17 protein-coding genes are annotated in these 25,907 nt (G+C 55.6%); 4 read left to right on the top strand and 13 right to left on the bottom strand.

Going from position 1 to position 25,907, the window contains the following annotated elements; translation table 11 throughout:
- The first annotated feature begins 666 nt into the window (after positions 1 to 666).
- The gene (gene csiE, locus WB371_RS21905) at positions 667 to 1,947 is read left to right on the top strand and encodes a stationary phase inducible protein CsiE (protein ID WP_336222097.1); all 1,281 of its coding nucleotides are present in this window, start codon (positions 667 to 669) and stop codon (positions 1,945 to 1,947) included.
- On the opposite strand, the gene WB371_RS21900 is transcribed toward csiE, so the two are convergent.
- From WB371_RS21900 to WB371_RS21885, 4 genes are all read right to left on the bottom strand, one after another.
- The gene (locus tag WB371_RS21900) at positions 1,939 to 3,078 is read right to left on the bottom strand and encodes a 3-phenylpropionate MFS transporter (RefSeq protein WP_336222096.1); all 1,140 of its coding nucleotides are present in this window, start codon (positions 3,076 to 3,078) and stop codon (positions 1,939 to 1,941) included. The genes csiE and WB371_RS21900 overlap by 9 nt on opposite strands.
- Positions 3,079 to 3,166: 88 nt before the next feature.
- The gene (locus WB371_RS21895) at positions 3,167 to 4,009 is read right to left on the bottom strand and encodes an aldose 1-epimerase (RefSeq protein ID WP_336222095.1); all 843 of its coding nucleotides are present in this window, start codon (positions 4,007 to 4,009) and stop codon (positions 3,167 to 3,169) included.
- Entirely contained in the window at positions 4,009 to 5,448 is a 1,440-nt protein-coding gene (locus tag WB371_RS21890; protein WP_336222094.1) for a sugar porter family MFS transporter, read from the bottom strand. The genes WB371_RS21895 and WB371_RS21890 overlap by 1 nt, the downstream gene beginning before the upstream one ends.
- 71 nt (positions 5,449 to 5,519) lie before the next feature.
- A complete protein-coding gene (locus WB371_RS21885) occupies positions 5,520 to 8,786 on the bottom strand; it encodes a DUF5107 domain-containing protein (RefSeq protein WP_336222093.1) in 3,267 nt (1,088 codons plus the stop codon).
- Positions 8,787 to 8,899: 113 nt separating this feature from the next.
- On the opposite strand from WB371_RS21885, the gene WB371_RS21880 reads away from it, so the two are divergent.
- Positions 8,900 to 10,093, top strand: coding sequence for an ROK family transcriptional regulator (locus tag WB371_RS21880; protein ID WP_336222092.1), 1,194 nt, complete (start codon positions 8,900 to 8,902; stop codon positions 10,091 to 10,093).
- Positions 10,094 to 10,358: 265 nt separating this feature from the next.
- On the opposite strand, the gene glyA is transcribed toward WB371_RS21880, so the two are convergent.
- Positions 10,359 to 11,612, bottom strand: coding sequence for a serine hydroxymethyltransferase (gene glyA, locus WB371_RS21875; RefSeq protein ID WP_336222091.1), 1,254 nt, complete (start codon positions 11,610 to 11,612; stop codon positions 10,359 to 10,361).
- 327 nt (positions 11,613 to 11,939) lie between these two features.
- On the opposite strand from glyA, the gene hmpA reads away from it, so the two are divergent.
- Positions 11,940 to 13,130: an NO-inducible flavohemoprotein gene (gene hmpA, locus WB371_RS21870; RefSeq protein ID WP_336222090.1), complete on the top strand. Its 1,191-nt coding sequence runs from the start codon at positions 11,940 to 11,942 to the stop codon at positions 13,128 to 13,130.
- A 92-nt stretch (positions 13,131 to 13,222) separates the two neighbouring features.
- On the opposite strand, the gene glnB is transcribed toward hmpA, so the two are convergent.
- From glnB to purL, 5 genes are all read right to left on the bottom strand, one after another.
- Complete coding sequence (gene glnB / locus WB371_RS21865; RefSeq protein WP_012906673.1) at positions 13,223 to 13,561, bottom strand: nitrogen regulatory protein P-II; 339 nt, start codon at positions 13,559 to 13,561, stop codon at positions 13,223 to 13,225.
- Between the two features lie 60 nt (positions 13,562 to 13,621).
- The gene (gene glrR / locus WB371_RS21860; RefSeq protein WP_336222089.1) at positions 13,622 to 14,956 is read right to left on the bottom strand and encodes a two-component system response regulator GlrR; all 1,335 of its coding nucleotides are present in this window, start codon (positions 14,954 to 14,956) and stop codon (positions 13,622 to 13,624) included.
- Positions 14,956 to 15,687: a two-component system QseEF-associated lipoprotein QseG gene (gene qseG, locus WB371_RS21855; protein WP_336222088.1), complete on the bottom strand. Its 732-nt coding sequence runs from the start codon at positions 15,685 to 15,687 to the stop codon at positions 14,956 to 14,958. The genes glrR and qseG overlap by 1 nt, the downstream gene beginning before the upstream one ends.
- A gap of 22 nt (positions 15,688 to 15,709) precedes the next feature.
- Positions 15,710 to 17,140, bottom strand: coding sequence for a two component system sensor histidine kinase QseE/GlrK (gene qseE, locus WB371_RS21850; protein ID WP_336222087.1), 1,431 nt, complete (start codon positions 17,138 to 17,140; stop codon positions 15,710 to 15,712).
- Positions 17,141 to 17,661: 521 nt separating this feature from the next.
- Positions 17,662 to 21,549: a phosphoribosylformylglycinamidine synthase gene (gene purL, locus WB371_RS21845; protein ID WP_336222086.1), complete on the bottom strand. Its 3,888-nt coding sequence runs from the start codon at positions 21,547 to 21,549 to the stop codon at positions 17,662 to 17,664.
- Between the two features lie 256 nt (positions 21,550 to 21,805).
- On the opposite strand from purL, the gene mltF reads away from it, so the two are divergent.
- Positions 21,806 to 23,353, top strand: coding sequence for a membrane-bound lytic murein transglycosylase MltF (gene mltF, locus WB371_RS21840; RefSeq protein WP_336222085.1), 1,548 nt, complete (start codon positions 21,806 to 21,808; stop codon positions 23,351 to 23,353).
- A gap of 2 nt (positions 23,354 to 23,355) precedes the next feature.
- Here the strand turns inward: mltF and tadA are convergent, their stop codons facing one another.
- Genes tadA through WB371_RS21825 form a run of 3 tightly spaced genes read right to left on the bottom strand, consistent with a single transcriptional unit; the run spans position 23,356 to position 25,905 of the window.
- Positions 23,356 to 23,874: a tRNA adenosine(34) deaminase TadA gene (gene tadA / locus WB371_RS21835; RefSeq protein WP_336222084.1), complete on the bottom strand. Its 519-nt coding sequence runs from the start codon at positions 23,872 to 23,874 to the stop codon at positions 23,356 to 23,358.
- 27 nt (positions 23,875 to 23,901) lie between these two features.
- Positions 23,902 to 24,537, bottom strand: coding sequence for a phosphatidylglycerophosphatase C (gene yfhb / locus WB371_RS21830; protein ID WP_336222083.1), 636 nt, complete (start codon positions 24,535 to 24,537; stop codon positions 23,902 to 23,904).
- A 3-nt stretch (positions 24,538 to 24,540) separates the two neighbouring features.
- A complete protein-coding gene (locus WB371_RS21825) occupies positions 24,541 to 25,905 on the bottom strand; it encodes a PTS transporter subunit EIIC (RefSeq protein ID WP_336222082.1) in 1,365 nt (454 codons plus the stop codon).
- Positions 25,906 to 25,907 lie beyond the last annotated feature (2 nt).

Raw genomic sequence — 25,907 nt, 5'->3', positions numbered from 1 at the left:
TACGGAGCAGGCGATGCCGCCCTGGCTGCCGATCAGCACGGTACGTGAACCCTGCACAATCTGACCATTCGCCACGCCGTCGCTTATCCGGCTCGCGGGTTTTCCACTCATGGCTCAATTCCTTTTAATATAATTCATCAGTCCGGTATTGTTTGCAGCGGCAAGAATAACAGGCACGGTTATTTATGAACCGGAATACGCCTTTTTTGAATTATTTTTTTTGATGAATATCAATGAGTCAGATGAACAGACAGAATATTCAGTAAAGTATAACTGGCGTCACTCCCGATATATATTTAAATAAAATAAACAGTCTCTCAGTATTCATGCCGTCACTGTATTTAATCTGCATAATGATTATATTCCGTGCCGTCACACGCCAGGTTACTTGCGGTGAGTCGCTGCCGGATATGGGAGAATGAATGCCGCTCACTCAAAGCAGATTAAGCGGACGGTATTATGTCTGGACGTTTTTTTACTTTGCAATCAGAAGATAAAAACGCGAAAAATCTCATTTACGCGCTGCGTTTCACTTCCGGTGACGGCAACACACGTGAAAAATTCTGTGACCTCCCCCCGCAATCCTGACGGAAAGCATTTCATTGATAATTTATAGGGAAAAACTTTAGCTATCCTTATCTGACATGTTTACGGGAGATCCGACAGATGATGACAACGCTTGCTCCACCATCTGTACTTTCAGCTCCCCAGCGCCGTTGCCAGATCTTGCTGACACTTTTTCAGCCGGGGCAAACTGCCACCGCAGAAACGTTCAGTTCGCTCAATGGCGTCGATGATGCTATTGCCCGTGAAGATATCCTTGAGACGGGACAGGAGATCCAGCGCTATCATCGACTGAGCATTAGCCCTGGTGCGAACGGGTGCTACCGGATTGAAGGTACAGCGCTTGACCAACGCCTCTGTCTGCTGCACTGGCTCAGGCGCGGCATACGGCTGTGCCCGACATTTATTACCCAGCAGTTTGCCCCCGCGTTAAAAACCGAGCTGAAGCAGCGGGGAGTCCTGCGCACGCTCTACGATGATACCAATCTGCATGCGCTGATTAACCTGTGCGCGCGCCGTCTGCAAAAACCGTTTGAGTGCCGCGACGTTCAGTTTTTGCGCCTGTATCTGCAATATTGCCTCTGGCAGCATCACGCGGGTATCTCCCCGGAATTTAACCCTGTTCAGCAGCGCTGGGCACAGTCCTGCGCCGAATACCCGTTGGCCCAGGAGATTGGCCGCCACTGGCAGCGGCGGGTAATGCAAAACGCGCCGCTTACGGAATCGCTGTTTATGGCGCTGCTGTTTTCGATGATCCGCATCCCGGATCCAGTACGCGATAACCATCAACAAAACCGGCGATTGCGTCTGGCGATTGCCCGCCTGATCCTGCGTTTTCGGGAACTGGGCGCGGTGCGATTCAATGACGAACCTGGACTTAACGCCCAGCTTTATATCCATCTTGCTCAGGCGCTGAACCGCAGCCTGTTTTCTATCGGCATTGATAACACGCTCCCGGAAGAGTTCGCACGCCTCTATCCGCGCCTGATGCGCACCACCCGTGACGCCTTACGCGGTTTTGAGGCCGAGTATGACGTGGTGTTTTCTGAAGAAGAAACGGGTCTGGTGGCGGTGATTTTCGGTGCGTGGTTGATGCAGGATAATGACCTGCATGAGAAACAGATTGTCTTACTGACCGGGGATAATCCGCAGCGGGAACGGGAAATAGAGCAGCAACTGCGCGAACTGACGCTGCTGCCGCTGAATATCAAACCGTTACCGATGCAGACTTTTCAGCAGGAAGGTTCGCCGCGCGGCGTGGCGCTGATTGTCACGCCCTACGCCACGCTTCTGCCGCTGTTTTCACCGCCGTTAATTCACGCCGATCGGGCACTGACCGCGCATCAACAGCAACAGATCCGTAAAATGCTGGAATCAGGTTGAGGCGGTCACTTTTGGCCGCAATACTATCGCCGGTAACGCCACCAGCGCCATCACCCAGAAGACGCCGTTGCCGAGATGCTGATAGAGGAAACCGGCAAATACGGTCATGATGGCAATGCTGCCGCCCATCGCCACCGCGGAATAGACCGCCTGCAAACGAATGACTTCACTGCCCTGACGCGCCGCGATATAGCGCATCGCCGCCAGGTGGCAGACGGTAAACGTGCCGCAATGCAGGATCTGCACCACAATCAGCCACGGTAGCGCCGTCGTCCAGCCCATCAGCCCCCAGCGAATCACCCCGCAAACGGCGGAAAGGAGTAACAGATCGCGCGCGCTGAAACGACGAAACAGCTTATGGCTCAGGGCAAAAATGATCACTTCCGCCACCACGCCCAACGACCAGAGATAACCCACCGCCGAGGCGGAGTAACCCGCCCCTTGCCAGTAAATCGCACTAAAGCCGTAGTACGCGGCATGCGCGCCCTGCAGCAGGCAGACGCAGGCCAAAAAGCGCCAGCTCTGGGTGACGAGCGCACGCCAGGCGGGCCATCCTGAGCTCTCCTGATGTCGGCTTTCCCCCTGGGGCAATATGCTGGGACGAATCAGCATCCCCAGCAGCATCGACGCCACGCCAAGCGTCAGCAGCACCAGAATCGCCCGGTAATCAAACAGGCTGACCAGCTTTCCGGTCAATGCGGAACCAATGACGAATGCGACCGATCCCCACAGCCGCACCCGGCCGTAGTCCATCGTGATCTGCTTTTGCCAGGTATTCGCCAGCGCATCCGTCAGCGGAACCAGCGGTGAGAAAAAGAGGTTAAATCCAACCATTACCACCATCAGCCAGGCGACGTGGGTTCCGGCCCAGAAAGCGAGCGCGAAGACAAGCGTCAGTAGCGCCAGAATGCGCAGTGCGTTAATCAGACGTGAGGGATCGCTTACCCGAGGGGCAATCATTAAACTGCCGAGAAAACGCGCGACCAGACCGGCGCCGAGTAGCAGGCCGATCGTTTCCGGCGTCAGGCCAAGCCCTTTCAGCCAGACGCTCCAGAAGGGAAGAAAAATCCCGTAGCTAAAAAAGTAGGTGAAGTAACCGAGCGCCAGCCAGCGCGTGGAATACAAAGACATGTTTCCCTCCCGTGTGGAGGCGATAGTCTGGCGATAAACGCAGGCTGGCGCAAGTGAACATTAACAGAGACATAACATGTTATTGCCGCTAATCCACACGGATTTGCATCGCAAAATGGCATGATTCCTCAGCGCCTAACAGACGTAATCCCGGCTGCCCCGGCATGTGGTGGGCGTTCACCGGATGGGTCTGTGGTTCGAGGCACAGGAATGACTGACCCGACATTCTGAAAAGCATCAGCCAGGGAGTTTGCGCAGAAATCGTGACATTCATCACATCATGCCGGATAACCGCCTGCCCGCTCCAGCCGGAATACCCCACGTTCAGCCAGCGATCCGCGCCATATTGCGCATGGGTAAAATCCGCCTCTTCCGGAATATCACGCTGCCAGGCGAGCGGTAAATGATCTTCACCTTCCGGCCAGTAGCCGCTGGCAGAGAACTGTACGGTGCTGTTGGCAGCAAACGCAAAAAAGGGATGAAATCCGCAGCCGTACAGCATTGGGCGGTTACCCATATGCGTTATCGAGAGCGATACCCTGAGCACAGAGGCGTCCAGTTCATACCGAAGCTGCGCGAGATAGTCATAGCCACAGGCGTGCTGGCTACGCAGGCGTAACCGGCAGCTTTCGTCGGTGACAGCCTCCACCGCCCAGCGTTTCAGCCACCCGTCACCGTGCAGGAAAAACTGCGCATCGGCATGGTGATTCGGCAACAGCACCTCGGTATCGCGCTGGCTGAAGCGATTGCCCGCCACGCGATTTGCCACCGGTAGCATCGGAAACAGCCCGCAATCACCGGCGGTGTTCCCCTCACCTTCGCGCAACACCGGCTGTTGATGCGCTAATGAAAACAGCGCCAGCAGCGCCCCGCCCTGAGGATCCACGCGCATCCGCAGATGCGCGTTATGCAGCGTCAGTGGCGCGGTCATCAGCGGATACTACGCTGCTGTGCTGACGGAGCGGTTTTCAGATGTCGGGCAGCCAGTTGCTCCTCAAGCGCTTCCAGCGTGACGCCTTTGGTTTCCGGAACATTGCGTAGCACGTACAGGTAGCCCATCGCGCAAATCACGCCATAAAGCAGGAAACTCCCGGCAGCTCCCAGCCCGGCATTGAGCAACGGGAAAGTGTAGGTCAGCAGGAAACAGGCAATCCACAGCGCCAGCGTCCCTAATGACATCGCCAGTCCGCGCACGCGGTTAGGGAAAATTTCCGACAACAGCACCCAGGTCACCGGCGCCAGAGTCAGGGCATAAATCGCAATCGCCGCCAGCACCAGGACCAGCACCGGCCACCCCATAATCCCCATGCCGTAGGCAGCGGCAATCAATACATAAATCACCGTCAGCCCGGATGCGCCGAACAGCATCAGCTTGCGGCGGCCAATTTTGTCCACCAGCGGCAGCGCGGCAAGGGTAAAGACAAGGTTGATGATGCCGGTGGCGACGATGGATTTCAGCGTCCCGTTAATGTCGAAACCGGCGGAGGCGAAAATCTCCTGTGCATAGTTAAAGATCACGTTGATCCCACACCACTGCTGGAAGACCGCCAGCACCATGCCGATTATCACGATCGGTTTGATCTGCGGTTGCAGCAGCGTTGACCACGCCACCTTGTGATTATCTTTGAGCAGCGTGTGCTCGATCTCTTTCAGCGTCTGACCGGCGTACTGCGCAGAACCAATGCGTTGCAGCATGGCGCGCGCACGTTCCGGCTTTCCGGCCTTCACCAGCCAGCGCGGGGATTCCGGCACAAAAAACATCAGCACCAGGAACGCCAGCGCGGGGACCAGTTCTGCGCCAAACATCCAGCGCCAGCCCATTTGCCCGTTCCAGCTCTCCACAATCGCCTGCTGAGTGGCTCCGGTGGCAACGGGTTCGGCAATCATCAGGTTGATTAACTGTGCCGCCAGAACGCCAATGACGATGGTCAACTGGTTCACCGCCACGAAACGCCCGCGTTTTTCGGCCGGACTGACTTCTGCGATGTACAGCGGACTGAGCGCGGAGGCCAGGCCAATCCCGACGCCGCCGACGATACGATAAATGACAAACATGTCGAAGTGAGTCGCGACAGCGGTTCCCCATGCCGAGGCGCTGAACAGAATAGCCGAGAGGATCAGCGGCACCTTTCGACCAAATTTATCCGCACACCAACCGGAAATCAGCGCGCCAAAAATACACCCTACCAGCGCCGAGCTCATCGCCCAGCCCGACTGCGCCGGATCGGTGATCGAGAAGTACGCTTCATAAAAGGGTTTTGCCCCGCCAATCACCACCCAGTCATAGCCAAACAGTAAACCACCACAGGCCGCCACCAGACAGATGGTCCAGACATAGCCAATTTTCAAGTGTGTCTGCGCGTTATTCATTATGATTCCTCTTTCAGGGAAACGCAGGGAACATCAGGTTTCCGGCAGCGTTTCCGCCACCGGTTCAGGGTTTAGTGCAAGAGATCCCGTTTGATGACATGACGCAGCAACAGGGCTTTGTCATGCGCCGGATTTTGTTGCAAAAGTGCGTCAAGCGCCTGCTGGCAGGCAGGAAGATCTCCCTGCCCCAGATGGCCTAACGCCGTGATAAACAGACAGTGTTGTTGATGCTTTGCCTCGGCCGGGGTGTCCAGGACCACCAGATCCGGTAACGAAACGGCAAAGAAATCCACTTCCGGTACGTTGTCGCCCTGCGACGCTACCCATTGCAGGAAGCTGCGGAAAAGTTGTTCCGCTTCGCCCTTTTCGCCCAGCGCTTTCAGCGCCATTCCCTGCCAGAAGAGATAATCCACGGGTTGATCGTTGTAGTAACGTCCGGCATCAAGCGTACTTTCGCCACGCGTGGCCCGGGCAAAGTAGCGCTGCGCCTCATCGTGATATCCCTGACGCTGTGCGCAATAGCCCAACAGATACCAGATATCGTTATCGGTTTGTCCCGGCAGACGTCCTTCGCCGAGGTTGTGCGGATAGCTCAGCGCCTGCTGCAACAGGCTGACTGCCTGGTGGAAATCCGCCTTCCCTATCGCGTCCAGCGCCCGATGCATCTGGTTTAGCAAATATTGCCCGGTCGCTTTCCCCTCGCCGCCTTCCCAGGGATGGAACATGCGCGCCTCCAGTACCCCGGCGGCTTCAGCGTAATGGCCCAGACCGTTCCATAAACTGAGCAGTTCTACCGTCAAATCGTCACGCAGTAATACCACCGCTTTGCGTGATTCAAGCTGGCGTAGACGCTGTTCGGTCGGCGTCGCCAGCAGCTTATTGAGATAGTCCAGTTCAAACAGGAAGCGCGCATTTTGGGGTTCCAGCGCCACCGCCTGCGACAGATACTGCCGCGCCTGCAATCCATCCTGCTGTTTATTCCACGCATAAATCCCCAGCAGACGATGCACTGGCGCAAATTCAGGCTCCTGTTCAAGGGTGAACTGCCAGCAGGAGAGCGCATCTTCGTAGCGACGTTTGCTGTACCAGAAACAGCCCAACAAATAGCGGGCATAGGCGCTATCCGGCAGTATTTGCAGCATCTGCACTTCATCGAGGGTATTCGGGAAACGCACCCGGTTATGCAGACAGGCACGCGCCTGGTCGATAAGCGGCTGCGAGTTGTCGCAAAGCGACGCCCGCCACAGCAGCGGTAGCGTTTCCTGGCTGTCCAGCAGTTCCAGTAGTTCGCGTGCCGCCGCTTTCTGACCGAAAGAGAGTAACCAGCCCGCCAGTTCGCAGGCGTTGGTGCCGCGTCGCCCGGTGATGGCGATCAGCGCCTCTTTTGCCACATCATCCCTGCGGACCGCCCAGCGAGCGTAATGCAGCGCGTAGCTGAGAGGATAATCCACAAGTTGCTGTTCAATGTACTTCAGCGCCTCGGCTGTGCGCCCCAGTGTCGCCAGCACCAGCGCTTTCAGCCCCATCGCCAGGTTGTTGCTACCGTTAAAGCGCAAACTCTGCGTCACTTTTTCCAGTGCATCGGCACAATCGCCACGCGCCATCGCAATCCGGGCCAGCGCCCAAAATGCCGCATCGCGACAGTTTCCGCTCCAGCTTGCTTTGTAATAACTATCCCAGGCGCGCTCACGATCGCCCTGACGCTCCAGCGCCGCGCCAAGCAGCATACTGGCTTCTCCGTCACGCGGATTTTTGTTCAGCGAGTGTGCCCGCTCCAGTGCCGCCCGCGCGCAACGCTCAGCCAGCGGCCAGTCAGCGCGATTCAGCGCCAGGGTTCCCAGCGCGACATTATTACGGTAATCCCGTGGATCAAGTTCCAGCGCCCGGCGGTAGTAATCCTCGGCGTAGCGGCTGGCATGGTTGTACTGCTCCAGATGTTGCCCAATAAAATAGAGTTCATCCGTATTGGATAACTGTGCCGGGAGCGCTGGCGCCGTTGCCGCCGAAGGCAGAGGAAGATCCTCAGCGATATGCTCTTTGTACTTCAGCAACGGCTGTCCGTCATGGCGCATGACCGTCATGGTGATCCGCGCATAGCCTGTATCGGCAAGCGTGGTCAGCCAGCTTTGACCCGGCGTTAGCGTCAACGTCGTTTCAAAGAAAGGCTCGCCGCCAGCACTCAGTGTGACCTGAACATCATTGAGCGGCGCTATCGCATAGACACCCACGGAGAGTTGGTTTTCATCCCGCACCAGACGCAGCGCCAGTTCGGTACTGGCGTTTTGCACCATCCCTAATTCGCTGTAAGGCAGGAAATTCTGCACGAACACTTTCTCTTCATAGGGCGCAAGCCAGGTGAAATCCGGCTGGTTGTCAGTAAACACGCCGGTCATTAATTCGATGTACGGACCATTTTCATCAGTCAGGTTGCGATCCCAGGCGACGCCAAAATCGCCATAGCCCCAGCTCCACTGTTTTTTCCCCGGCGAGATGTGGTGGTCGGCGACGTGCAGCAGTCCGCCGCGTTCGCCATGATGCCAGGCGCCGACAAAGTCGTAGTCTGATTTTTCCGCCATGTATGAGGTCGGTACGGGGACGTTTTTATAACGGGAGATATCAACGCCCGCCGAGTAATCGACTTTGTAATAGGTGCCGGTGGCGATCGGGAAAGCCGACACATCACGCTTGCCATGATCGAATACCGCCGTGACATCGGGAGGGAAGACACTTTGATGATCGTCGCCGCCCTTCACCGCCGGGTTAGCCCACCATAAGAAGTGGCGCGGCGTGGCGTTGCCGTTGAACACTTTACCGGTGATTTCAATCAACGCACGATCCGGGTAGAGCGTAAACCCGGTCATTACCTGCAGGCCCCGCATCGGCTCCACTTCACCCATCCAGACGGTTTGTTCGCCGTGCTCCCCTGCCCGCTGCGTAAAATCCACGGGCATAAACGTGGTTGGGCGATGGTGCTGCGGCCAGTTGAACTCGATTCCACCGGATATCCAGGGCCCCAACAGCCCGACCAGCGCAGGTTTGACCACGTCGTTGTAATAGACAAAATCGCGCTGTTTGACCTTGTCGTAGGCGCGATGAATACGTCCACCCAGTTCCGGCAGCAGCATGACGCGGATAAAATCATTTTCCATCCACACCGCCTGATACTCACGCATTTCACGTTTGCCGGTGAGGGTGTCAATCACACCATAAGGGTAAACCGCGCCAGAAGAACCCTGATAAACCCGCTTTTCCAGGAACATCGGGTTGGGATCTTCCTCGCCTGCCGTCCAGGTCGGAAGTGAGAGGGTTTCCTGCCAGACCTTAACTGAACCGTACATGCTGCCTCCACTCAATAAACAAAAGTAAAACTTCAGTAAGGAGCTATTGTGCGGGACTTAACTGGCGGTAAAATGCGCAATGCTCACGCAATATAGTTAAGGGAGTTAAGTGTATGCAGCGTACAGGATTCAATAACGCCCGGGTCAGACAGGCCAATAAACAGATTTTCCTGGCGCATTTATGGCGTGAGAAGCAGCTTAGTAAATCGCAACTGGCGCAGCTTACGGGGTTGTCGATTCCGGCAGTGAGCAACATTCTGCAGGAATTGCTTGATGAGGGACGGATTTGCCACTCCAGAGAGACATTGAGCCAGCGTGGGCTCAGTAGCGGTAGCTTTCATCTGCCGGAACGGGGCGCGTGGACGCTGTGTATGAACGTCACGCCCACCAGCCTGACCAGCCAACTGGCGGATGCCCGGCTGGTCGCCGTTGGCGACTGGCAGCATGAGACGATTAACGCCGCGACGCCAAAAGCGCTTCTCACGGCGTTAGCCCGGCACTGGCGCAACTACCGGCAGCGCTATCCCGACATCACGCTCAACCTGGCGTTGGGTGTACATGGTCAGGTTGATCCCATTACCGGTGCGTCGAAAACCATGCCGCAGGCGCCGTGGAAAACCCCGGTGGAGATAAAGTATCTGCTGGAAGAGATGCTTGGCGTGCAGGTTCGCCTGGACAACGACTGCGTTATGCTGGCGCTGGCGGAAAAGTGGCAAAACCCGCACGCCAGCGACGATTTTTGCGTCATCAATGTCGACTATGGCATAGGTTCATCGTTTGTCATTAATGACAGCATCTGGCGCGGTAGTCTGTACGGCAGCGGTCAGATAGGCCATACCATCATCAACCCGGACGGCATTGCCTGTGACTGTGGCCGCTACGGCTGTCTGGAAACCGTCGCCTCGCTGAGCGCGCTGAAAAAGCAGGCCAGAATCTGGCTGAAAGCACAGCCGGTGCCGGGAATGAACCCGGAAACACTGACCACTGACGCGTTGATTGCCGCCTGGAAACAGGGCGATGTACGCATTCAGGCATGGGTGGAACATGCCGCCAGCGCAATTGGCTTAAGTCTGTATAATTTTCTCAATATCTTGAATATTAACCAGATATGGCTGTACGGTCGCAGTTGCGCCTTTGGCGAATCCTGGCTTAATACGTTACGCCAGCAGTCAGGATTTAATCCTTTCGATCACGGCGATAATCCGCGGGCAAAAGCGACACAAATTAACGTCGGGACCCTCAGTCGTACTCAGCAATTGATGGGGATCGGTTATCTGTATGTGGAGTCGCAGCTCAACGAAATTTAAGCGCAGTCAGCAAATGGCGAGGTGAATCACGCCATCTGTTTTTATTCAATCTCTCCAGGCCCGATAAGCTTGCGCCATCGGGCATCTCAGGTCTTGCCGGATGGCGGCTGACGCCTTATCCGGCCTACGAACGACCGTAATATCAATTCGTTATTCAACCTTGTAGGCCCGATAAGCTTGCGCCATCGGGCATTTCAGGTCTTGCGGATGGCGGCTGACGCCTTATCCGGCCTACAACGACCTTTTGTTTACTGTCGTACCTGACTTACGCGTAAACCGGGAAGCGTGCGCAGATATCCAGAACTTTACCTTTGACGCGCTCGATTACCGCTTCGTCATTGATGTTGTCGAGGATGTCACACATCCAGCCTGCCAACTCTTTCACTTCCGCTTCTTTGAAGCCACGACGCGTCACTGCCGGAGAACCGATACGAATACCGGAGGTCACAAACGGGCTCTTCGGATCGTTTGGTACGCTGTTTTTGTTCACGGTGATGTTGGCGCGGCCCAGGGCGGCGTCAGCCTCTTTACCGGTCAGGTTTTTATCCACCAGATCCAGCAGGAACAGGTGGTTTTCCGTGCCGCCAGACACCACTTTGTAACCACGGTTCAGGAACACTTCCACCATCGCTTTGGCGTTTTTCGCAACCTGCTGTTGGTAGACTTTGAATTCTGGCTCCATCGCTTCTTTCAGCGCAACCGCTTTACCCGCGATAACGTGCATCAGCGGACCACCCTGAGCGCATGGGAAAACGGCAGAGTTCAGTTTTTTGTACAGCTCTTCGCTACCGCCTTTCGCCAGAATCAGGCCGCCACGCGGACCTGCCAGCGTTTTGTGCGTGGTGGTGGTGACAACGTGCGCATGCGGAACCGGGTTCGGATAAACACCTGCGGCAATCAGACCGGCAACGTGCGCCATATCAACGAACAGATATGCACCGATGCTGTCTGCAATTTCACGCATTTTGGCCCAGTCAACCACGCCAGAGTAAGCGGAGAAACCACCGATGATCATCTTCGGTTTGTGGGTCTGCGCCTGCTTCGCCATATCGTCGTAGTCGATTTTGCCAGACTCATCGATACCGTAAGGGATGATGTTGTACAGTTTGCCAGAGAAGTTAACCGGAGAGCCGTGAGTCAGGTGTCCGCCTTGCGCCAGGTTCATCCCCAGAACGGTATCACCCGGTTGCAGCAGCGCGGTGTAGACGGCGAAGTTAGCCTGAGAGCCAGAGTGCGGCTGCACGTTAGCGTAGTCTGCGCCAAACAGTTCTTTCGCGCGATCAATCGCCAGTTGTTCAACGATATCAACGTATTCGCAACCGCCGTAGTAGCGCTTGCCCGGGTAACCTTCAGCGTATTTGTTGGTCAGCTGAGAGCCCTGCGCCTGCATAACGCGCGGGCTGGTGTAGTTTTCGGAGGCGATCAGTTCGATGTGCTCTTCCTGACGTACTTTTTCCTGCTCCATAGCCTGCCACAGTTCGGCATCATAATCGGCAATGTTCATTTCACGCTTTAACATCCGCATCTCCTGACTCAGCTAACGATAGAATTTTTGGCCTTTTAAGGCGGTCCTGTTGGACAACGGGCAACAGTATAACTGAATCATTCTGCGATAACAGGTCTTGACAAAGGAATTTACGCAAACGATTACCTTCACACCACGTAAGGGTTCGCTGAATTAAGACCTTACGAATTTCAACGGATTTCTTTTCAGGTTTGTGATGCAGATTTTTCACGTTGTAACGGTTAAGACGCAAAGCGACAAGGAACCATTTACAACGCGGGGGTATTTTTTATAAGATGCATTTGAAATACACCATTAAAGATTCACATAAAGGAAGACCGTATGCTTGACGCCCAAACCATCGCCACTGTAAAAGCCACCATCCCTCTGCTGGTTGAAACGGGTCCAAAACTGACCGCCCATTTTTACGATCGTATGTTTGCTCATAACCCTGAGCTCAAAGAAATTTTTAACATGAGCAATCAGCGAAATGACTCTCAGCGTGAGGCGCTGTTCAATGCCATTGCCGCTTATGCCAGCAACATTGAGAATCTCCCTGCCCTGCTGCCTGCGGTGGAAAAAATCGCCCAGAAGCACACCAGCTTCCTGATAAAACCCGAACAGTACAACATCGTGGGAACCCATTTGCTGGCGACGCTCGACGAAATGTTCAGTCCAGGCCAGGAGGTGCTGGATGCGTGGGGCAAAGCGTATGGCGTGCTGGCAAACGTCTTTATCAACCGTGAAGCGCAAATTTACCACGATAACGCCAGTAAGACCGGCGGCTGGGAAGGCACACGTCCGTTCCGCATCGTGGCGAAAACGCCGCGCAGCCAGCTTATTACCAGCTTTGAATTTGAGCCGGTTGACGGCGGTTCCGTAGCCGAATACCAGCCAGGCCAGTATCTGGGGGTCTGGATGAAGCCGGAAGGCTTTCCGCATCAGGAGATTCGTCAGTATTCTCTGACCCGTAAAGCGGATGGAAAAGGCTACCGTATTGCCGTTAAACGTGAAGACGGCGGTCAGGTATCAAACTGGCTGCATGACCATGCAAACGTCGGAGATGTGGTGCATTTAGCGGCGCCAGCGGGGGATTTCTTCCTGGATGTTTCCCGCGATACGCCGGTGTCGCTGATTTCTGCTGGCGTTGGGCAAACGCCGATGCTGGCGATGCTCGATTCGCTGGTTAACGCGGATCATACGGCGCAGGTCAACTGGTTCCACGCCGCGGAAAATGGCGATGTCCATGCGTTCGCCGATGAGGTGAGCGAACTGGGTAAAGCGCTGCCGCGATTTACGTCGCATACCTGGTATCGTGAACCGAGTGAGACAGATCGCGTGAACGATACCTTTGACAGCGAAGGTCTGATGAATTTGAAGGCAATGGAAGCGGCTATCTCGATGCCGGGAATGCAGTTCTATCTGTGCGGCCCGGTAGGATTTATGCAGTTCGTTGCGAAGCAGCTTGTTGAGCTGGGTGTGAAAAACGACAACATTCATTACGAATGTTTCGGCCCGCACAAGGTCTTGTAATTACGTCATGCCTGATGGCGCTGCACTTATCAGTGGGGATGCTGTAGGCCGGATAAGGCGTTTACGCCGCCATCCGGCAAGCACGGCGCGGCTTAAATTGCCGCGTCGTCTTCTTCACCGGTACGGATACGCACCACGCGCGCCACATCAAAGACGAAAATCTTACCGTCACCGATTTTGCCGGTTTGCGCCGTGCGGATAATGGTATCCACGCAGGTCTCAACGATGTCGTCCGGCACGACGATTTCAATTTTCACCTTCGGCAGAAAGTCCACCATGTACTCCGCGCCGCGATACAGCTCGGTATGCCCTTTCTGACGACCAAAGCCTTTCACTTCGGTCACCGTCATCCCGGTAATACCAACTTCCGCCAGCGCTTCACGCACATCATCGAGTTTGAAGGGTTTAATAATCGCATCAATCTTTTTCATGCTAGTCCTTGAAAAGGTCGCCTGTCTTTGAATCGGATAAACGTAACATATTACGCAAAGTTATTCTTTGAAATCGTTTGCATCGAGCTCATGACGTGAAAGCAACTTATAGAATTCCGTCCGGTTGCGCCCGGCCATTCTTGCCGCATGGGTGACATTCCCTTTGGTGATTTGCAGCAGTTTTCGCAGATAGTTCAGTTCAAACTGATTACGCGCTTCGACAAACGTGGGCAAGGCGGTGTTTTCCCCTTCCAGCGCCTGCTCGACCAGCGCGTCGCTGATCACTGGCGAAGAGGTCAATGCCACGCACTGCTCAATGACGTTGACAAGCTGACGCACGTTGCCCGGCCAACTGGCTGTCATCAGCCGCTTCATTGCATCTGTCGAAAACGCCCGCACAAACGGTTTATGCCGTTCCGCTGACTGGCGTAACAGATGATTCGCCAGTAGCGGAATATCCTCTGTGCGCTCCGCAAGCGTCGGGATCTTCAGGCTCACCACATTGAGACGGTAGTATAAATCTTCGCGAAATTCGCCGCGCGACATCGCTTTGGGCAGATCACGGTGCGTTGCCGAGATAATGCGGACATCAATGTCGAGATCGCGGTTACTGCCCAACGGCCTGACTTTGCGCTCCTGCAACACGCGCAGCAGTTTGACCTGCAGCGGCGCGGGCATGTCGCCAATCTCGTCGAGAAACAGCGTCCCGCCTTGCGCGGCCTGAAACAGACCTTCACGGTTACTCACCGCGCCGGTAAACGCGCCGCGTGAGTGACCGAAAAGCTCCGACTCCAGCAGTTGCTCTGGTAACGCCCCGCAGTTGATAGCGATAAACGGCTTGCTGCTGCGCGGGCTGGCATTGTGAATAGCCTGAGCGAAAATCTCTTTCCCTGTGCCGCTCTGACCATTGATCAACACGCTGACGTCGGACTGCGCCACCATACGCGCCTGCTCCAGCAAACGCAGCATCAGCGGGCTACGGGTGACAATGGCTTCACGCCAGCTATCATCCGTGGCCGGCGCCGACTGCTCAAGGGCTTCATCAATTGCCTGATACAGCGCGTCTTTATCCACCGGTTTGGTGAGAAAGCTAAAGACGCCTTTTTGCGTGGCGGCGACCGCATCCGGAATCGAACCGTGGGCGGTCAAAATGATGACCGGCATTCCTGGCTGAACCTTCTGGATTTCACTAAACAGTTGCATCCCATCCATTTCATCCATGCGCAGATCGCTAATGACCAGATCGACTTTTTCGCGATTCAGTACGCGCAAACCTTCGGCCCCACTTTCTGCGGTGACCACGCTAAAACCTTCACTGGTCAGGCGCATACCCAGCAGTTTCAGCAGGCCCGGATCGTCATCAACGAGCAGTAAATGCGCCGGTTTACGACTCATTATGGCGTCACCTCATCTTGTGATGGCACAGGCGCTTGTCCGTCAGACTTGCCATCGCCGTGCGTCGCATCCGGGTTGTAATTGCCCGCCGGTTTACGTGTCGAAAGCTGGCGCTCGATATCCGTCAGGTTTTCCAGCTTGCGCGTAGTAAGATCAAGCTGCGCCTGCATAGACTGATGTTGCTGGCGCAGGGTATCGAGTTCACTGTCGCTGGTCTGTTGCAATTTGCTGTAGCGCTGGCGTTCTTCGGCAAGCTGGAGCTGTAAGCTCTGGCCGTCTCGCCAGACCTGATACAGCGGTCGCACCTGCGCCGGAATTTGCAGACTGAACGTATCTAATCGGGAAACATTGTCGCGACGCTCAAGCGGGGTGATTTTGGCATTCGCCAGCAAGATGCCGCGTTTGAATGCATTCTGCCAGGTGTCATCACGCAATGTGCGCGCCTCAGTGCGTGACTGCACCGGTGAAAGACGGTCTGCACAGTCAATCGCCCGCAGCCAGTACAGCGGGTTAGTGTCAGTTGATTGCCCCTGCAGTGCCCAGATATCGGAACACTCAACGGACAGATAGTCTGCCAGTTGGTGTGTCGGAATTTTATCCTGGGGCGCATTGCCCGGGGCGTGTTTAACCGCATGTGGCGCACAGCCCATCAGCGCCAGACAGGGCATTCCCGCCAGCATGACCTGACGGGAGAATAAACGTTGAAAAATGTGGACAAAAACGTGTGGCATTATTCACCAGACTTAGTGTTATTTAGTCGTGTTTCGATGCTGATAGCGGCAGCTCTATGCGAAAGCAAACCTCTTGCGGGTTTTCATCGACAAGATACAGTTCCCCCTGCATACGGCGGATGCCATCTCTGGCGATGCTTAACCCCAGCCCGCTGCCCTTCACCGCCCCTTTTCGTTGATGACTTCCCTGGAAGAAAGGCTCAAAAATCATGGTCCTTTCTGCTTCAGGAATGGGCGTTCCGGTATTGATAACATCGATGCAGACCGTTGTTCCCCGTAAACGACTATGAATACGGATGTTACCGGATTCAGCCCCGTAGTGCACCGCATTGGAATAAAGATTGTCCAGGACGCTCATCAACAGCATCGGTTCAGCCAGACAACTTTCCGCCTCAAGGGCAACGTCGGTATGCATCATTTTAGCGCGAGCCGGTAGACTGTGAGCGGAAATCACCATATCCACCAGCGGCGCAATCTCCACCCTCTCCATTTCAATAGCGCTGTCAGCCAGTTTGCGGTTGTAATCAAGCAGTTGCTCAATCAACTTTTGCAGATTGCGGCTGCTGTCATCCAGAATATCAACCACCTCTTTTTGTTCCGGCGTCAGCGGTCCCACCACCTGATCCGCCAGCAGTTCAGTGCCTTCACGCATGCTGGCCAGCGGGGTTTTCAGCTCATGAGAAAGATGGCGTAAAAATTGATGGCGCTGGGCTTCCAGCCAGGAGAGACGCTCGCTCAGCCAGATGATCCGCTGCCCGACAGAGCGCAATTCTCGCGGTCCGGTAAACGTCACGGTATTGCCCAGTGAACGTCCTTCCCCCAGACGGTTAATCATACGCTCAATCCCTTTCACCGGGCCGATAATCATCCGGGTGAATAACAGTACCATTGCCAGACTGACCAGAAACAGCACCAGCGCCTGCCAGCCAAAGAACTGCCCGCGTTCGGCAATTTCCTGCTGCAACTGCTGTCCGCGCGAGAAAACCACCGTGCGCGTCGCTTGCACCATTTCGGTATTGGCGCTGGCAAATGCTTCCAGCCGCGCGGCGGCAGCCGTGTCAGGACCGCTGTTGTGGCATTGCAGTTGCGCCAGATCGTTTAAATCCTGACGCAACGCCTGGTAGAGTTTATCGTCCGGCAAGACGCCCGCGTGGGCGTCCAGCATTTCGCTATAGCGCTTGCGTTGGCTCTGGTACACCTTCGCGAGCGTGGGATCGTCAAGCACGCAATACTGTCGATAGCTGCGCTCCATCTCCAGGGCGGCGTTGGTCATCGCCTCACTACGACGCGCGTCAATGAGTGTGGTTCGGTTGGTCATCGCCGCCTGCGCGCTGAGCGCATTCAGGCTCTGCCACGCCTGCCAGGCAAGCACCAGAAGCGGCAACAGGATCAGCAGGAATGCCAACATAACCAGTTGTCGTAACGAGCGGGGAAAAACAGACCAGCGCTTCAAAGCGTGACTCTCACATAACAAGAATAGAAAGATGCTAACTGAGGGGGACGCCAGATACAACAAAGCCGGGCTTAACCCGGCTTTGTTATGGAATAAGGCGGTGCCTAACTCGACGTTTCGCCCGATGGTTGATAAAGCAACGCTGTTATCAGAAGTTGGACGGCAGGCACCTTGTTGTGCGTCATTCGAAGTTTATGTAGCACGTCCCGAAGGGGCTGACATAAGAAGGTGAATGAGCCACTGCCGGTTATTATGCAGTAACTATGCCAACTTGCAAAACACTTTATTAATTCGTTGAATTAAAGAGATTTTATTATCATTCCACACTATAAATCGATTGAATGCTTTTTAATCAGAGTGTCGCTAATTAGCAACACCATAAAAGAAACATTGTTATATTACATAAAATCAATAAGTTAAATGTCTCCTTTTGGAGACACTTATAACAGATCTTTGTCGCACTTTCCCGACACCAAAAAAAAGCCCGGTGAACATCACCAGGCTTTTTAGCGTCAGGGGGATTAACCCAATTGCTTACGCGCGTTACGGAAGATACGCATCCACGGACTGTCCTCGCCCCAGTTTTCCGGATGCCAGGAGTTACTGACGGTACGGAACACACGCTCCGGATGCGGCATCATAATCGTTACCCGGCCATTTTCTGTGGTAACGGCGGTAATGCCGTTCGGTGAACCGTTCGGGTTAGCCGGGTAGGTTTGCGTCACGTTGCCAAAGTTATCGACAAAACGCAGCGCCACCAGGCCTTTGCTTTCCAGCGCAGCCAGATGCGCGGCATCGCGAACTTCCACACGCCCTTCCCCGTGGGAAACGGCAATCGGCATATGTGACCCCACCATGCCCTGCAACAGCAGGGACGGGCTCTGGGTCACTTCAACCAGGCTGAAGCGCGCTTCAAAGCGATCCGAATGGTTACGCACAAAGCGTGGCCACAGGTTACTGCCCGGGATCAGTTCACGCAGGTTCGACATCATCTGGCAGCCGTTACACACGCCGAGTGACAGCGTTTGCGGACGGTGGAAGAAAGTTTCGAACTCATCGCGCACGCGGTTGTTGAACAGAATCGATTTCGCCCAGCCTTCACCCGCGCCCAGCACGTCCCCATAAGAGAAGCCGCCACAGGCCACCAGCGCCTGGAAATTCCCCAGACCGGTACGTCCTCCCAGTAGATCGCTCATGTGCACATCGATGGCGTCAAAGCCCGCACGCTGGAACGCTGCTGCCATTTCCACGTGGGAGTTAACGCCCTGCTCACGCAGTACGGCAACTTTCGGACGCGCCCCGGTCGCAATGTAAGGTGCCGCAATATCTTCGTTGATATCAAAGGTCAGCTTAACGTTGAGGCCCGGATCGGCATCGTTGGTTTTGGCGTCGTGTTCCTGATCGGCACACTCCGGGTTGTCACGCAGACGCTGCATCTGCCAGGTGGTTTCCGCCCACCAGATTCGCAGCGTGGTGCGGCTTTCGCTGAAGACAGCCTGACCGTCGGCTTCGATAACAAAGCGATCGCCTGCCACAGCCTGCCCCAGATAATGTACGCAGTCGCCCAGACCGTATTGCGCCAGCAGCGCTTCCACCGCCTCACGATCTGCCGCACGCACCTGAATAACCGCGCCCAGCTCTTCGTTAAACAGCGCCGCCAGACGATCGTCACCCAGTGTGGCGATATCCGCCTGAATACCGCAGTGACCGGTAAAGGCCATTTCCGCCAGCGTGACCAACAGGCCGCCGTCAGAGCGGTCGTGGTAAGCCAGCAGTTTGCGTTGAGCCACCAGCGCCTGAATCGCGTCGTAGAAGCCTTTCAGTTGTGCAACATCACGAACGTCTGCTGGTTTGTCGCCAAGTTGACGGTACACCTGCGCCAGCGCGGTGGCGCCCAGCGCGTTGTGTCCTTTGCCCAAATCGATCAACAGCAGCGCGTTCTCTTCAGTAGAAAGCTGCGGGGTGATGGTATGGCGCACATCTTCCACACGGGCAAAGGCGGAGATCACCAGCGACAGCGGTGACGTCATTTCGCGCTGCTCATTACCTTCCTGCCAGCGGGTTTTCATCGACATAGAGTCTTTGCCCACCGGAATGGTCAGGCCCAGCGCCGGACAGAGTTCTTCACCTACCGCTTTCACCGCTTCGTACAGACCCGCGTCTTCACCCGGGTGACCCGCTGCCGCCATCCAGTTTGCGGAAAGCTTAATGCGTTTGATATCGCCGATCTGCGTAGCGGCGATGTTGGTCAGCGCTTCGCCAACGGCCAGACGGGCGGAGGCGGAGAAGTCGAGTAAGGCCACCGGCGCACGTTCGCCAATCGACATTGCTTCACCGTAGTAGCTGTCGAGGCTGGAGGTGGTCACGGCACAGTTAGCCACGGGTACCTGCCACGGCCCCACCATCTGATCGCGGGAAACCATTCCGGTTACCGTACGGTCGCCAATGGTCACCAGGAAGGTTTTCTCTGCGACTGTCGGCAGATGCAGAACGCGTTTCACGGCATCAGCAAGGGTGATATCCGCGCGATTGAGCGCATCGCCTTTCGCTTTCAGCGTTTGCACGTCGCGGGTCATTTTCGGCGTTTTACCGAGCAGTACGTCCAGCGGCAGGTCAATCGGCTGATTATCGAAATGGCGATCGTTGAGTGACAGGTGCATTTCTTCCGTCGCCTCGCCAATGACCGCATAGGGTGCGCGCTCACGCTTACACAGCTCGTCAAATAACGGCAGTTGATCCGCCGCCACGGCCAGTACGTAACGCTCCTGGGATTCGTTGCACCAGATCTCAAGCGGGCTCATACCCGGCTCATCACTGAGAATATCGCGCAATTCAAATTTGCCGCCGCGCCCGCCGTCACTCACCAGCTCAGGCATGGCGTTGGATAAACCGCCCGCGCCCACATCATGAATAAACAGGATCGGGTTGGCATCGCCCAACTGCCAGCAGCGGTCAATCACTTCCTGGCAGCGGCGTTCCATCTCCGGGTTATCACGCTGTACGGAAGCAAAATCGAGATCGGCATCAGACTGACCCGACGCCATCGAAGACGCCGCGCCGCCGCCCAGCCCAATATTCATCGCCGGGCCGCCGAGAACGATCAGTTTCGCGCCAACCACAATCTCGCCTTTCTGTACGTGATCGGCACGGATATTACCGATCCCCCCCGCCAGCATGATCGGCTTGTGGTAACCGCGCAGTTCTTCGCCGTTGTGGCTGTTCACTTTTTCTTCGTAAGTACGGAAATACCCGTTCAGCGCCGGGCGACCAAATTCGTTGTTGAACGCCGCGCCACCCAGCGGGCCTTCGGTCATGATATCCAGCGCCGTGACAATACGCTCCGGCTTGCCGAAGTCCTCTTCCCACGGCTGTTCAAAGCCCGGAATACGCAGGTTAGAAACGGAGAAGCCCACCAGACCCGCTTTCGGTTTCGCGCCGCGTCCGGTTGCCCCTTCATCACGGATTTCACCGCCAGAACCGGTGGCTGCGCCTGGCCACGGCGAGATCGCCGTCGGGTGGTTATGGGTTTCCACCTTCATCAGAATATGCGCGGGCTCCTGGTGGAAGTCATAACGACCGGTCGCATGATCAGCAAAGTAACGTCCCACTTCCGATCCTTCCATCACCGCCGCGTTGTCTTTATAGGCAGAAAGTACGTGGTCCGGGGTGGTTTCGAAGGTATTTTTGATCATTTTAAACAGCGACTTCGGCTGCGGTTTACCGTCAATCACCCAGTCGGCGTTGAAAATTTTATGACGGCAGTGCTCCGAGTTCGCCTGCGCAAACATGTAGAGTTCGATGTCATTCGGGTTGCGCCCCAGCCGGGTGAACGCCTCCTGGAGGTAATCAATTTCGTCTTCCGCCAGCGCCAGGCCAAGACGCAGGTTAGCATCAATCAGCGCCTGGCGGCCTTCACCGAGCAGGTCCACACTGGAAACCGGTGCGGGCTGGTGATGAACGAACAGTTTTTCCGCGTCGGTTAATGAAGAGAACACCGTCTCCATCATCCGATCGTGTAATTCAGCAGCCACCTGCTGCCACTGATCAGCGGTCAGCGTGGAGGCCTCAACGTAATATGCAACGCCGCGCTCAAGACGATCAATCTGCTTAAGACCGCAGTTATGCGCGATATCTGTCGCTTTGGAAGACCAGGGGGAGATGGTGCCTGGACGAGGCGTCACCAGCAGTAGCTTTCCTTGCGGGGTATGGCTACTCAGGCTCGGGCCATATTTCAGCAGACGGGCAAGCTGCGCGTGCTCATCCTCGTTCAATGGTGCGTTCAGGTCAGCGAAATGGACGTACTCGGCGTAAATATTGCTTACCTGGAGGTTGGCAGCCTGAAAACGTGCCAGCAGTTTGTTAATACGGAATGCGGACAGTGCAGGCGAACCACGCAGAATTTCCATCATAAGTCTCTCGTCTTCTAAGCTTTCGGTGTGCCCAAGTGGGGAAACGGGCGTCATTATAAAGAATCTGGGCCGCTGACGAAACCGTTTGCGTCGAAATAAAATCACGCCGCATTGTTGTCCTGCGATGCGGTCAATTGCTCTAATTAGTTGCCAACTGGCGCAAGTTTAAGCAAAATGCCGCTCACTAAAGAACATTCCTGGTTTATCTGTTTCTATTCCCATCCTGAGACAACGCACGGTACAGAGAATTAACTAATTGAAAAAATTAAAGATTAATTATCTGTTTATCGGCATATTGACCCTGCTGCTGGCGGCGGCGCTTTGGCCCTCAATCCCCTGGTTCGATAAAGCCGACAATCGTATCGCCGCGATCCAGTCGCGGGGAGAGCTGCGCGTCAGTACTATCGAATCGCCGCTCACTTTCGCCACGCTCAACGGTAAACCCTCCGGCCTCGATTATGAACTGGCGCAACAGTTCGCCAGTTATCTGGGTGTGAAGCTGAAAGTGACCGTGCGTCAGAACATCAGCCAGTTGTTTGACGATCTGGATAACGGTGACGCCGACCTGCTGGCGGCAGGCCTGGTCTACAACAGCGAACGGGTGAAAAGCTATCAGCCGGGGCCGACCTATTATTCGGTGTCGCAACAACTGGTCTATAAAGTGGGCCAGTATCGCCCCCGGACACTGGGTAGCGTAACGGAAAGTCAGCTCACCATCGCACCAGGCCATGTTGTGGCAAACGATCTGCAAACGCTGAAAGAGACAAAGTACCCGGATCTCACCTGGCGAATCGACGAGAAAAAAGGCTCGACTGAGCTGCTTGACGCGGTGATTGCCGGCAAACTGGATTACACCGTCGCTGACTCTGTGGCCATCAGTCTGTACCAGCGCGTGCATCCTGAACTGGCCGTTGCGCTGGATATCACTGACGAACAGCCCGTGACCTGGTTTAGTCCGCTGGATAACGACAACACGCTTTCCGCCGCGCTGCTCGATTTCTTCAACCGTATGAATGAAGACGGCTCGCTGGCACGCCTGGAAGAGAAGTATCTCGGGCATGGCGATGACTTTGACTATGTGGATACCCGCACGTTCCTGCGCGCGGTGGATGCCATGCTTCCGGAGCTAAAACCGCTGTTCGAAAAATACGCCGAGGAGATTGACTGGCAACTGCTGGCCGCCATCGCCTGGCAGGAGTCGCACTGGGATCCGCAGGCCACCTCGCCGACCGGCGTGCGCGGCATGATGATGCTCACCAAAAACACCGCCCAAAGCCTGGGGCTGACTGACCGGACCGATCCGGAACAGAGTATCAGTGGCGGGGCGCGTTATTTGCAGGACATGATGAGTAAAGTCCCGGAAACCGTTCCGCAAGATGAGCGCATCTGGTTTGCACTGGCGGCTTACAACATGGGGTATGCACATATGCTGGATGCGCGAGTGCTGACAGCTAAAACGAAGGGGAACCCGGACAGTTGGGCGGATGTCAAACAACGTCTGCCACTACTCAGCCAAAAACAGTATTACAGCAACTTGACCTACGGCTATGCCCGTGGGCACGAAGCCTACGCTTACGTTGAGAACATCCGTAAATATCAGATCAGTCTGCTCGGCTATTTGCAGGAGAAAGAAAAACAGATGGCAGAAGAGATGAAGCTGGCGGAAGAGTACCCGGTCGTCTCACCAAAAGACTTTCACAAGCAGCGCCTGCCGCTCGCCTCCTTCCTGTCGCAATCATCGTCCGGGTATCTGACACACTCGCCGTCGCTGACGCGCTTGCCGCAAAAGAAAGACAAAGAGTAAAACTACTGGCTCGCCGCTTTCTTTAACGCTTTGATTTCCTGACGCCGCATACGGAAGAAATCGCTGAGCAGCGTCGCGCACTCCTCACGTAAAACCCCTTCCGTTATCTCCACCCGGTGATTCATGCCCGGATGATGCAAAACATCGATCAGTGAACCGGCGGCGCCGGTTTTGGCATCGCGCGCGCCAAATACGACATGACGGATGCGGCTGTGCACCATTGCACCGGCGCACATCACGCACGGCTCAAGCGTTACGTACAACGTGGCGTCAATCAGACGATAGTTTTGCAGGACAAGGCCGCCCTGGCGCAATGCCATGATCTCGGCGTGGGCGGTCGGATCGTGATGACCAATCGGGCGGTTCCACCCTTCGCCTATCACACGGTTGTTATGCACCAGTACCGCTCCAACCGGGACTTCACGCTCATCCCACGCGCGCTTCGCCAGCGTTAACGCATGACGCATCCAGTATTCGTGGCTAAATTCAACATCTGACAAAGGGGATACTCCGGTAATCATAGCGAGCGCATTATACAATGCTTTCAACTATTCCAGTTGCTGAAGTTCTCCCTGTGGTGTTACCCGCCAGCGATGCTGGCAAAAGTAGAGCAGCGGATTGTCCTGGTTGCTGTCGCTGTAGCCGCTGTATAAACGCAGCGGTGTGCCGATTTTACGTTCAAGCTGCGCCACTTTTTCATGTCCCAGACAGCGCAGCGTCAAAACCCATCCGCCATAACCCCGCGCCATCTGGCTGGCGATCAGATTCACGCGCGGCAGCCACGGGGTATCAAAATAGACCTGTTCCACCAGCGACTGCGGAGAACCGGTGATAAGCCAGATGTCAGCATCAGAACTTAACAGATAAGTGGTCAATCGCTCCTGCACCTGCGGAAACGCCGTGACGCTCTGGCGAAACCAGCGAACAAAATCGGCCTGCTTTGCCTGCAAACTGGCTTCGCTGTGACCAAACGTACATCCCCACAGCAACAGGCTCATCGGCCAGCGCGCGGCGCGCCCTTTGATGAGCAGCGCACCAATAATCACCGGCAATAATGGCAGCACGAGCAGCGCATTCAGCGGCTGGCGACGCAACAGGTAGCGCAGAAAACTGCCGAACATATCCTGCTGATGTAACGTACCGTCCAAATCAAAAAATACGACACGACGCGCGTGATGGGTCAAACCTTACTCCTCGGGATCGTTGAATCCTAACAGCCAGGTAAAAAGGAACCCGGCAATAACCGCTACTAAATAGCCTAACAGATAGAACATCACTTTTCCGGCAACGATCGTTAATGCCAGCGGCAATCCGGAAATACCAAAGGTGATGACCGTGGCGACTTTCCAGTAACAGATTAGCGCCCCACCGACCGCACCGCCCAGACAAGCGCCGATAAACGGCTTGCCCAGCGGCAATGTGACGCCAAAGATCAACGGTTCGCCAACCCCGAGCAAACCAACCGGTAGCGCCCCTTTAATCACTTTTTTCAACCGTGCGTTACGGGTTTTCATCAGCACGGCAATTGCCGCGCCGATCTGCCCGACCCCGGCCATCGCCAGAACGGGAAAGAGCGCGTTATACCCGTGCGCCTGTACCAGCTCAACGTGGATAGGCACCAGCCCCTGATGCAACCCGGTCAGCACCAGCGGCAGGAAGGTTCCTGCCAGTACAGCCCCTACCAGGAAACCACCGCGATCGATAGCCCACGTCGCGCCCTGGGCGATGGATTCCGAAATCCAGCCCCCCAACGGTTGCAGCGCCACAATCGCTATCGTCCCGGTGATGATCGTCGTCAGGAGAGGGTTGAGGATAAGCTCCAGCGAGCCGGGTAAAATGTCGCGGAATTTGCGCTCAATCCAGCACATCAGCGCTACCACCAACAACACCGCAATTACCCCGCCGCGCCCTGGCTGTAGCGCCTCGCCGAAGAGGGTAATTTGCGCCAGTTGCGGGCTCGACAGAATCCCCGCCATCACGCCGCCCATCGCCAGCGAACCGCCGAAGACCTTAGCGGTATTCACCCCAACCAGGATGTTCATGATGGCAAAGACCGCGCTGCCGAAGATCCCCATGAGTCCCAGCATATTAGGGTAATGGGTCGCAAAATCGCCCACGATGTCCGGGCGCTTGAGGATGTTAATGATGCCGGTTATCAGCCCTGAAGCGATAAATGCCGGGATCAGGGGAATAAACACATTCGCCAGCTTACGCAGCGCATCGCTCATCGGCGCTTTATATTTCGCTTTCACCTGCGACGTTGTGCGCGCAATGTCATCGTCCACGGATTGCGCTGCGCCCTGCGCCAGTAATGACCGCATCGAATCTACAACCTTTGCCGCCTTACCGGGACCCACGATAAGCTGATGCTGCGCTCCCTGCTTCACGTAGCCACTGATGCCGGAAAGCTGTTTCAGACGCGGGATATCCAGCGCCGCGTCGTCTTTTACCTCAACCCGGACGCGCGTCATGCAATTTTCCAGGCGCAGAATATTGTGCTCTCCGCCTATCCCCAGCAAGATATTGCTGGCAAGCTCCACCGTTTTATCCATCG

The organism is Citrobacter amalonaticus (genome assembly GCF_037053465.1).
Taxonomy (GTDB): Bacteria; Pseudomonadota; Gammaproteobacteria; order Enterobacterales; family Enterobacteriaceae; genus Citrobacter_A; species Citrobacter_A amalonaticus_H.
Note: the sequence above shows the minus strand (reverse complement) of the source record. Positions and strands in the feature narration are given on the sequence as shown.

What these genes read in the sequence shown, in the direction of transcription:
- csiE (WP_336222097.1), top strand. Translation starts at nt 667, where the DNA reads ATGATGACAACGCTTGCTCCACCATCTGTACTTTCAGCTCCCCAGCGC.
- WB371_RS21900 (WP_336222096.1), bottom strand. Translation starts at nt 3,078, where the DNA reads ATGTCTTTGTATTCCACGCGCTGGCTGGCGCTCGGTTACTTCACCTAC.
- WB371_RS21895 (WP_336222095.1), bottom strand. Translation starts at nt 4,009, where the DNA reads ATGACCGCGCCACTGACGCTGCATAACGCGCATCTGCGGATGCGCGTG.
- WB371_RS21890 (WP_336222094.1), bottom strand. Translation starts at nt 5,448, where the DNA reads ATGAATAACGCGCAGACACACTTGAAAATTGGCTATGTCTGGACCATC.
- WB371_RS21885 (WP_336222093.1), bottom strand. Translation starts at nt 8,786, where the DNA reads ATGTACGGTTCAGTTAAGGTCTGGCAGGAAACCCTCTCACTTCCGACC.
- WB371_RS21880 (WP_336222092.1), top strand. Translation starts at nt 8,900, where the DNA reads ATGCAGCGTACAGGATTCAATAACGCCCGGGTCAGACAGGCCAATAAA.
- glyA (WP_336222091.1), bottom strand. Translation starts at nt 11,612, where the DNA reads ATGTTAAAGCGTGAAATGAACATTGCCGATTATGATGCCGAACTGTGG.
- hmpA (WP_336222090.1), top strand. Translation starts at nt 11,940, where the DNA reads ATGCTTGACGCCCAAACCATCGCCACTGTAAAAGCCACCATCCCTCTG.
- glnB (WP_012906673.1), bottom strand. Translation starts at nt 13,561, where the DNA reads ATGAAAAAGATTGATGCGATTATTAAACCCTTCAAACTCGATGATGTG.
- glrR (WP_336222089.1), bottom strand. Translation starts at nt 14,956, where the DNA reads ATGAGTCGTAAACCGGCGCATTTACTGCTCGTTGATGACGATCCGGGC.
- qseG (WP_336222088.1), bottom strand. Translation starts at nt 15,687, where the DNA reads ATGCCACACGTTTTTGTCCACATTTTTCAACGTTTATTCTCCCGTCAG.
- purL (WP_336222086.1), bottom strand. Translation starts at nt 21,549, where the DNA reads ATGATGGAAATTCTGCGTGGTTCGCCTGCACTGTCCGCATTCCGTATT.
- tadA (WP_336222084.1), bottom strand. Translation starts at nt 23,874, where the DNA reads ATGATTACCGGAGTATCCCCTTTGTCAGATGTTGAATTTAGCCACGAA.
- WB371_RS21825 (WP_336222082.1), bottom strand. Translation starts at nt 25,905, where the DNA reads ATGGATAAAACGGTGGAGCTTGCCAGCAATATCTTGCTGGGGATAGGC.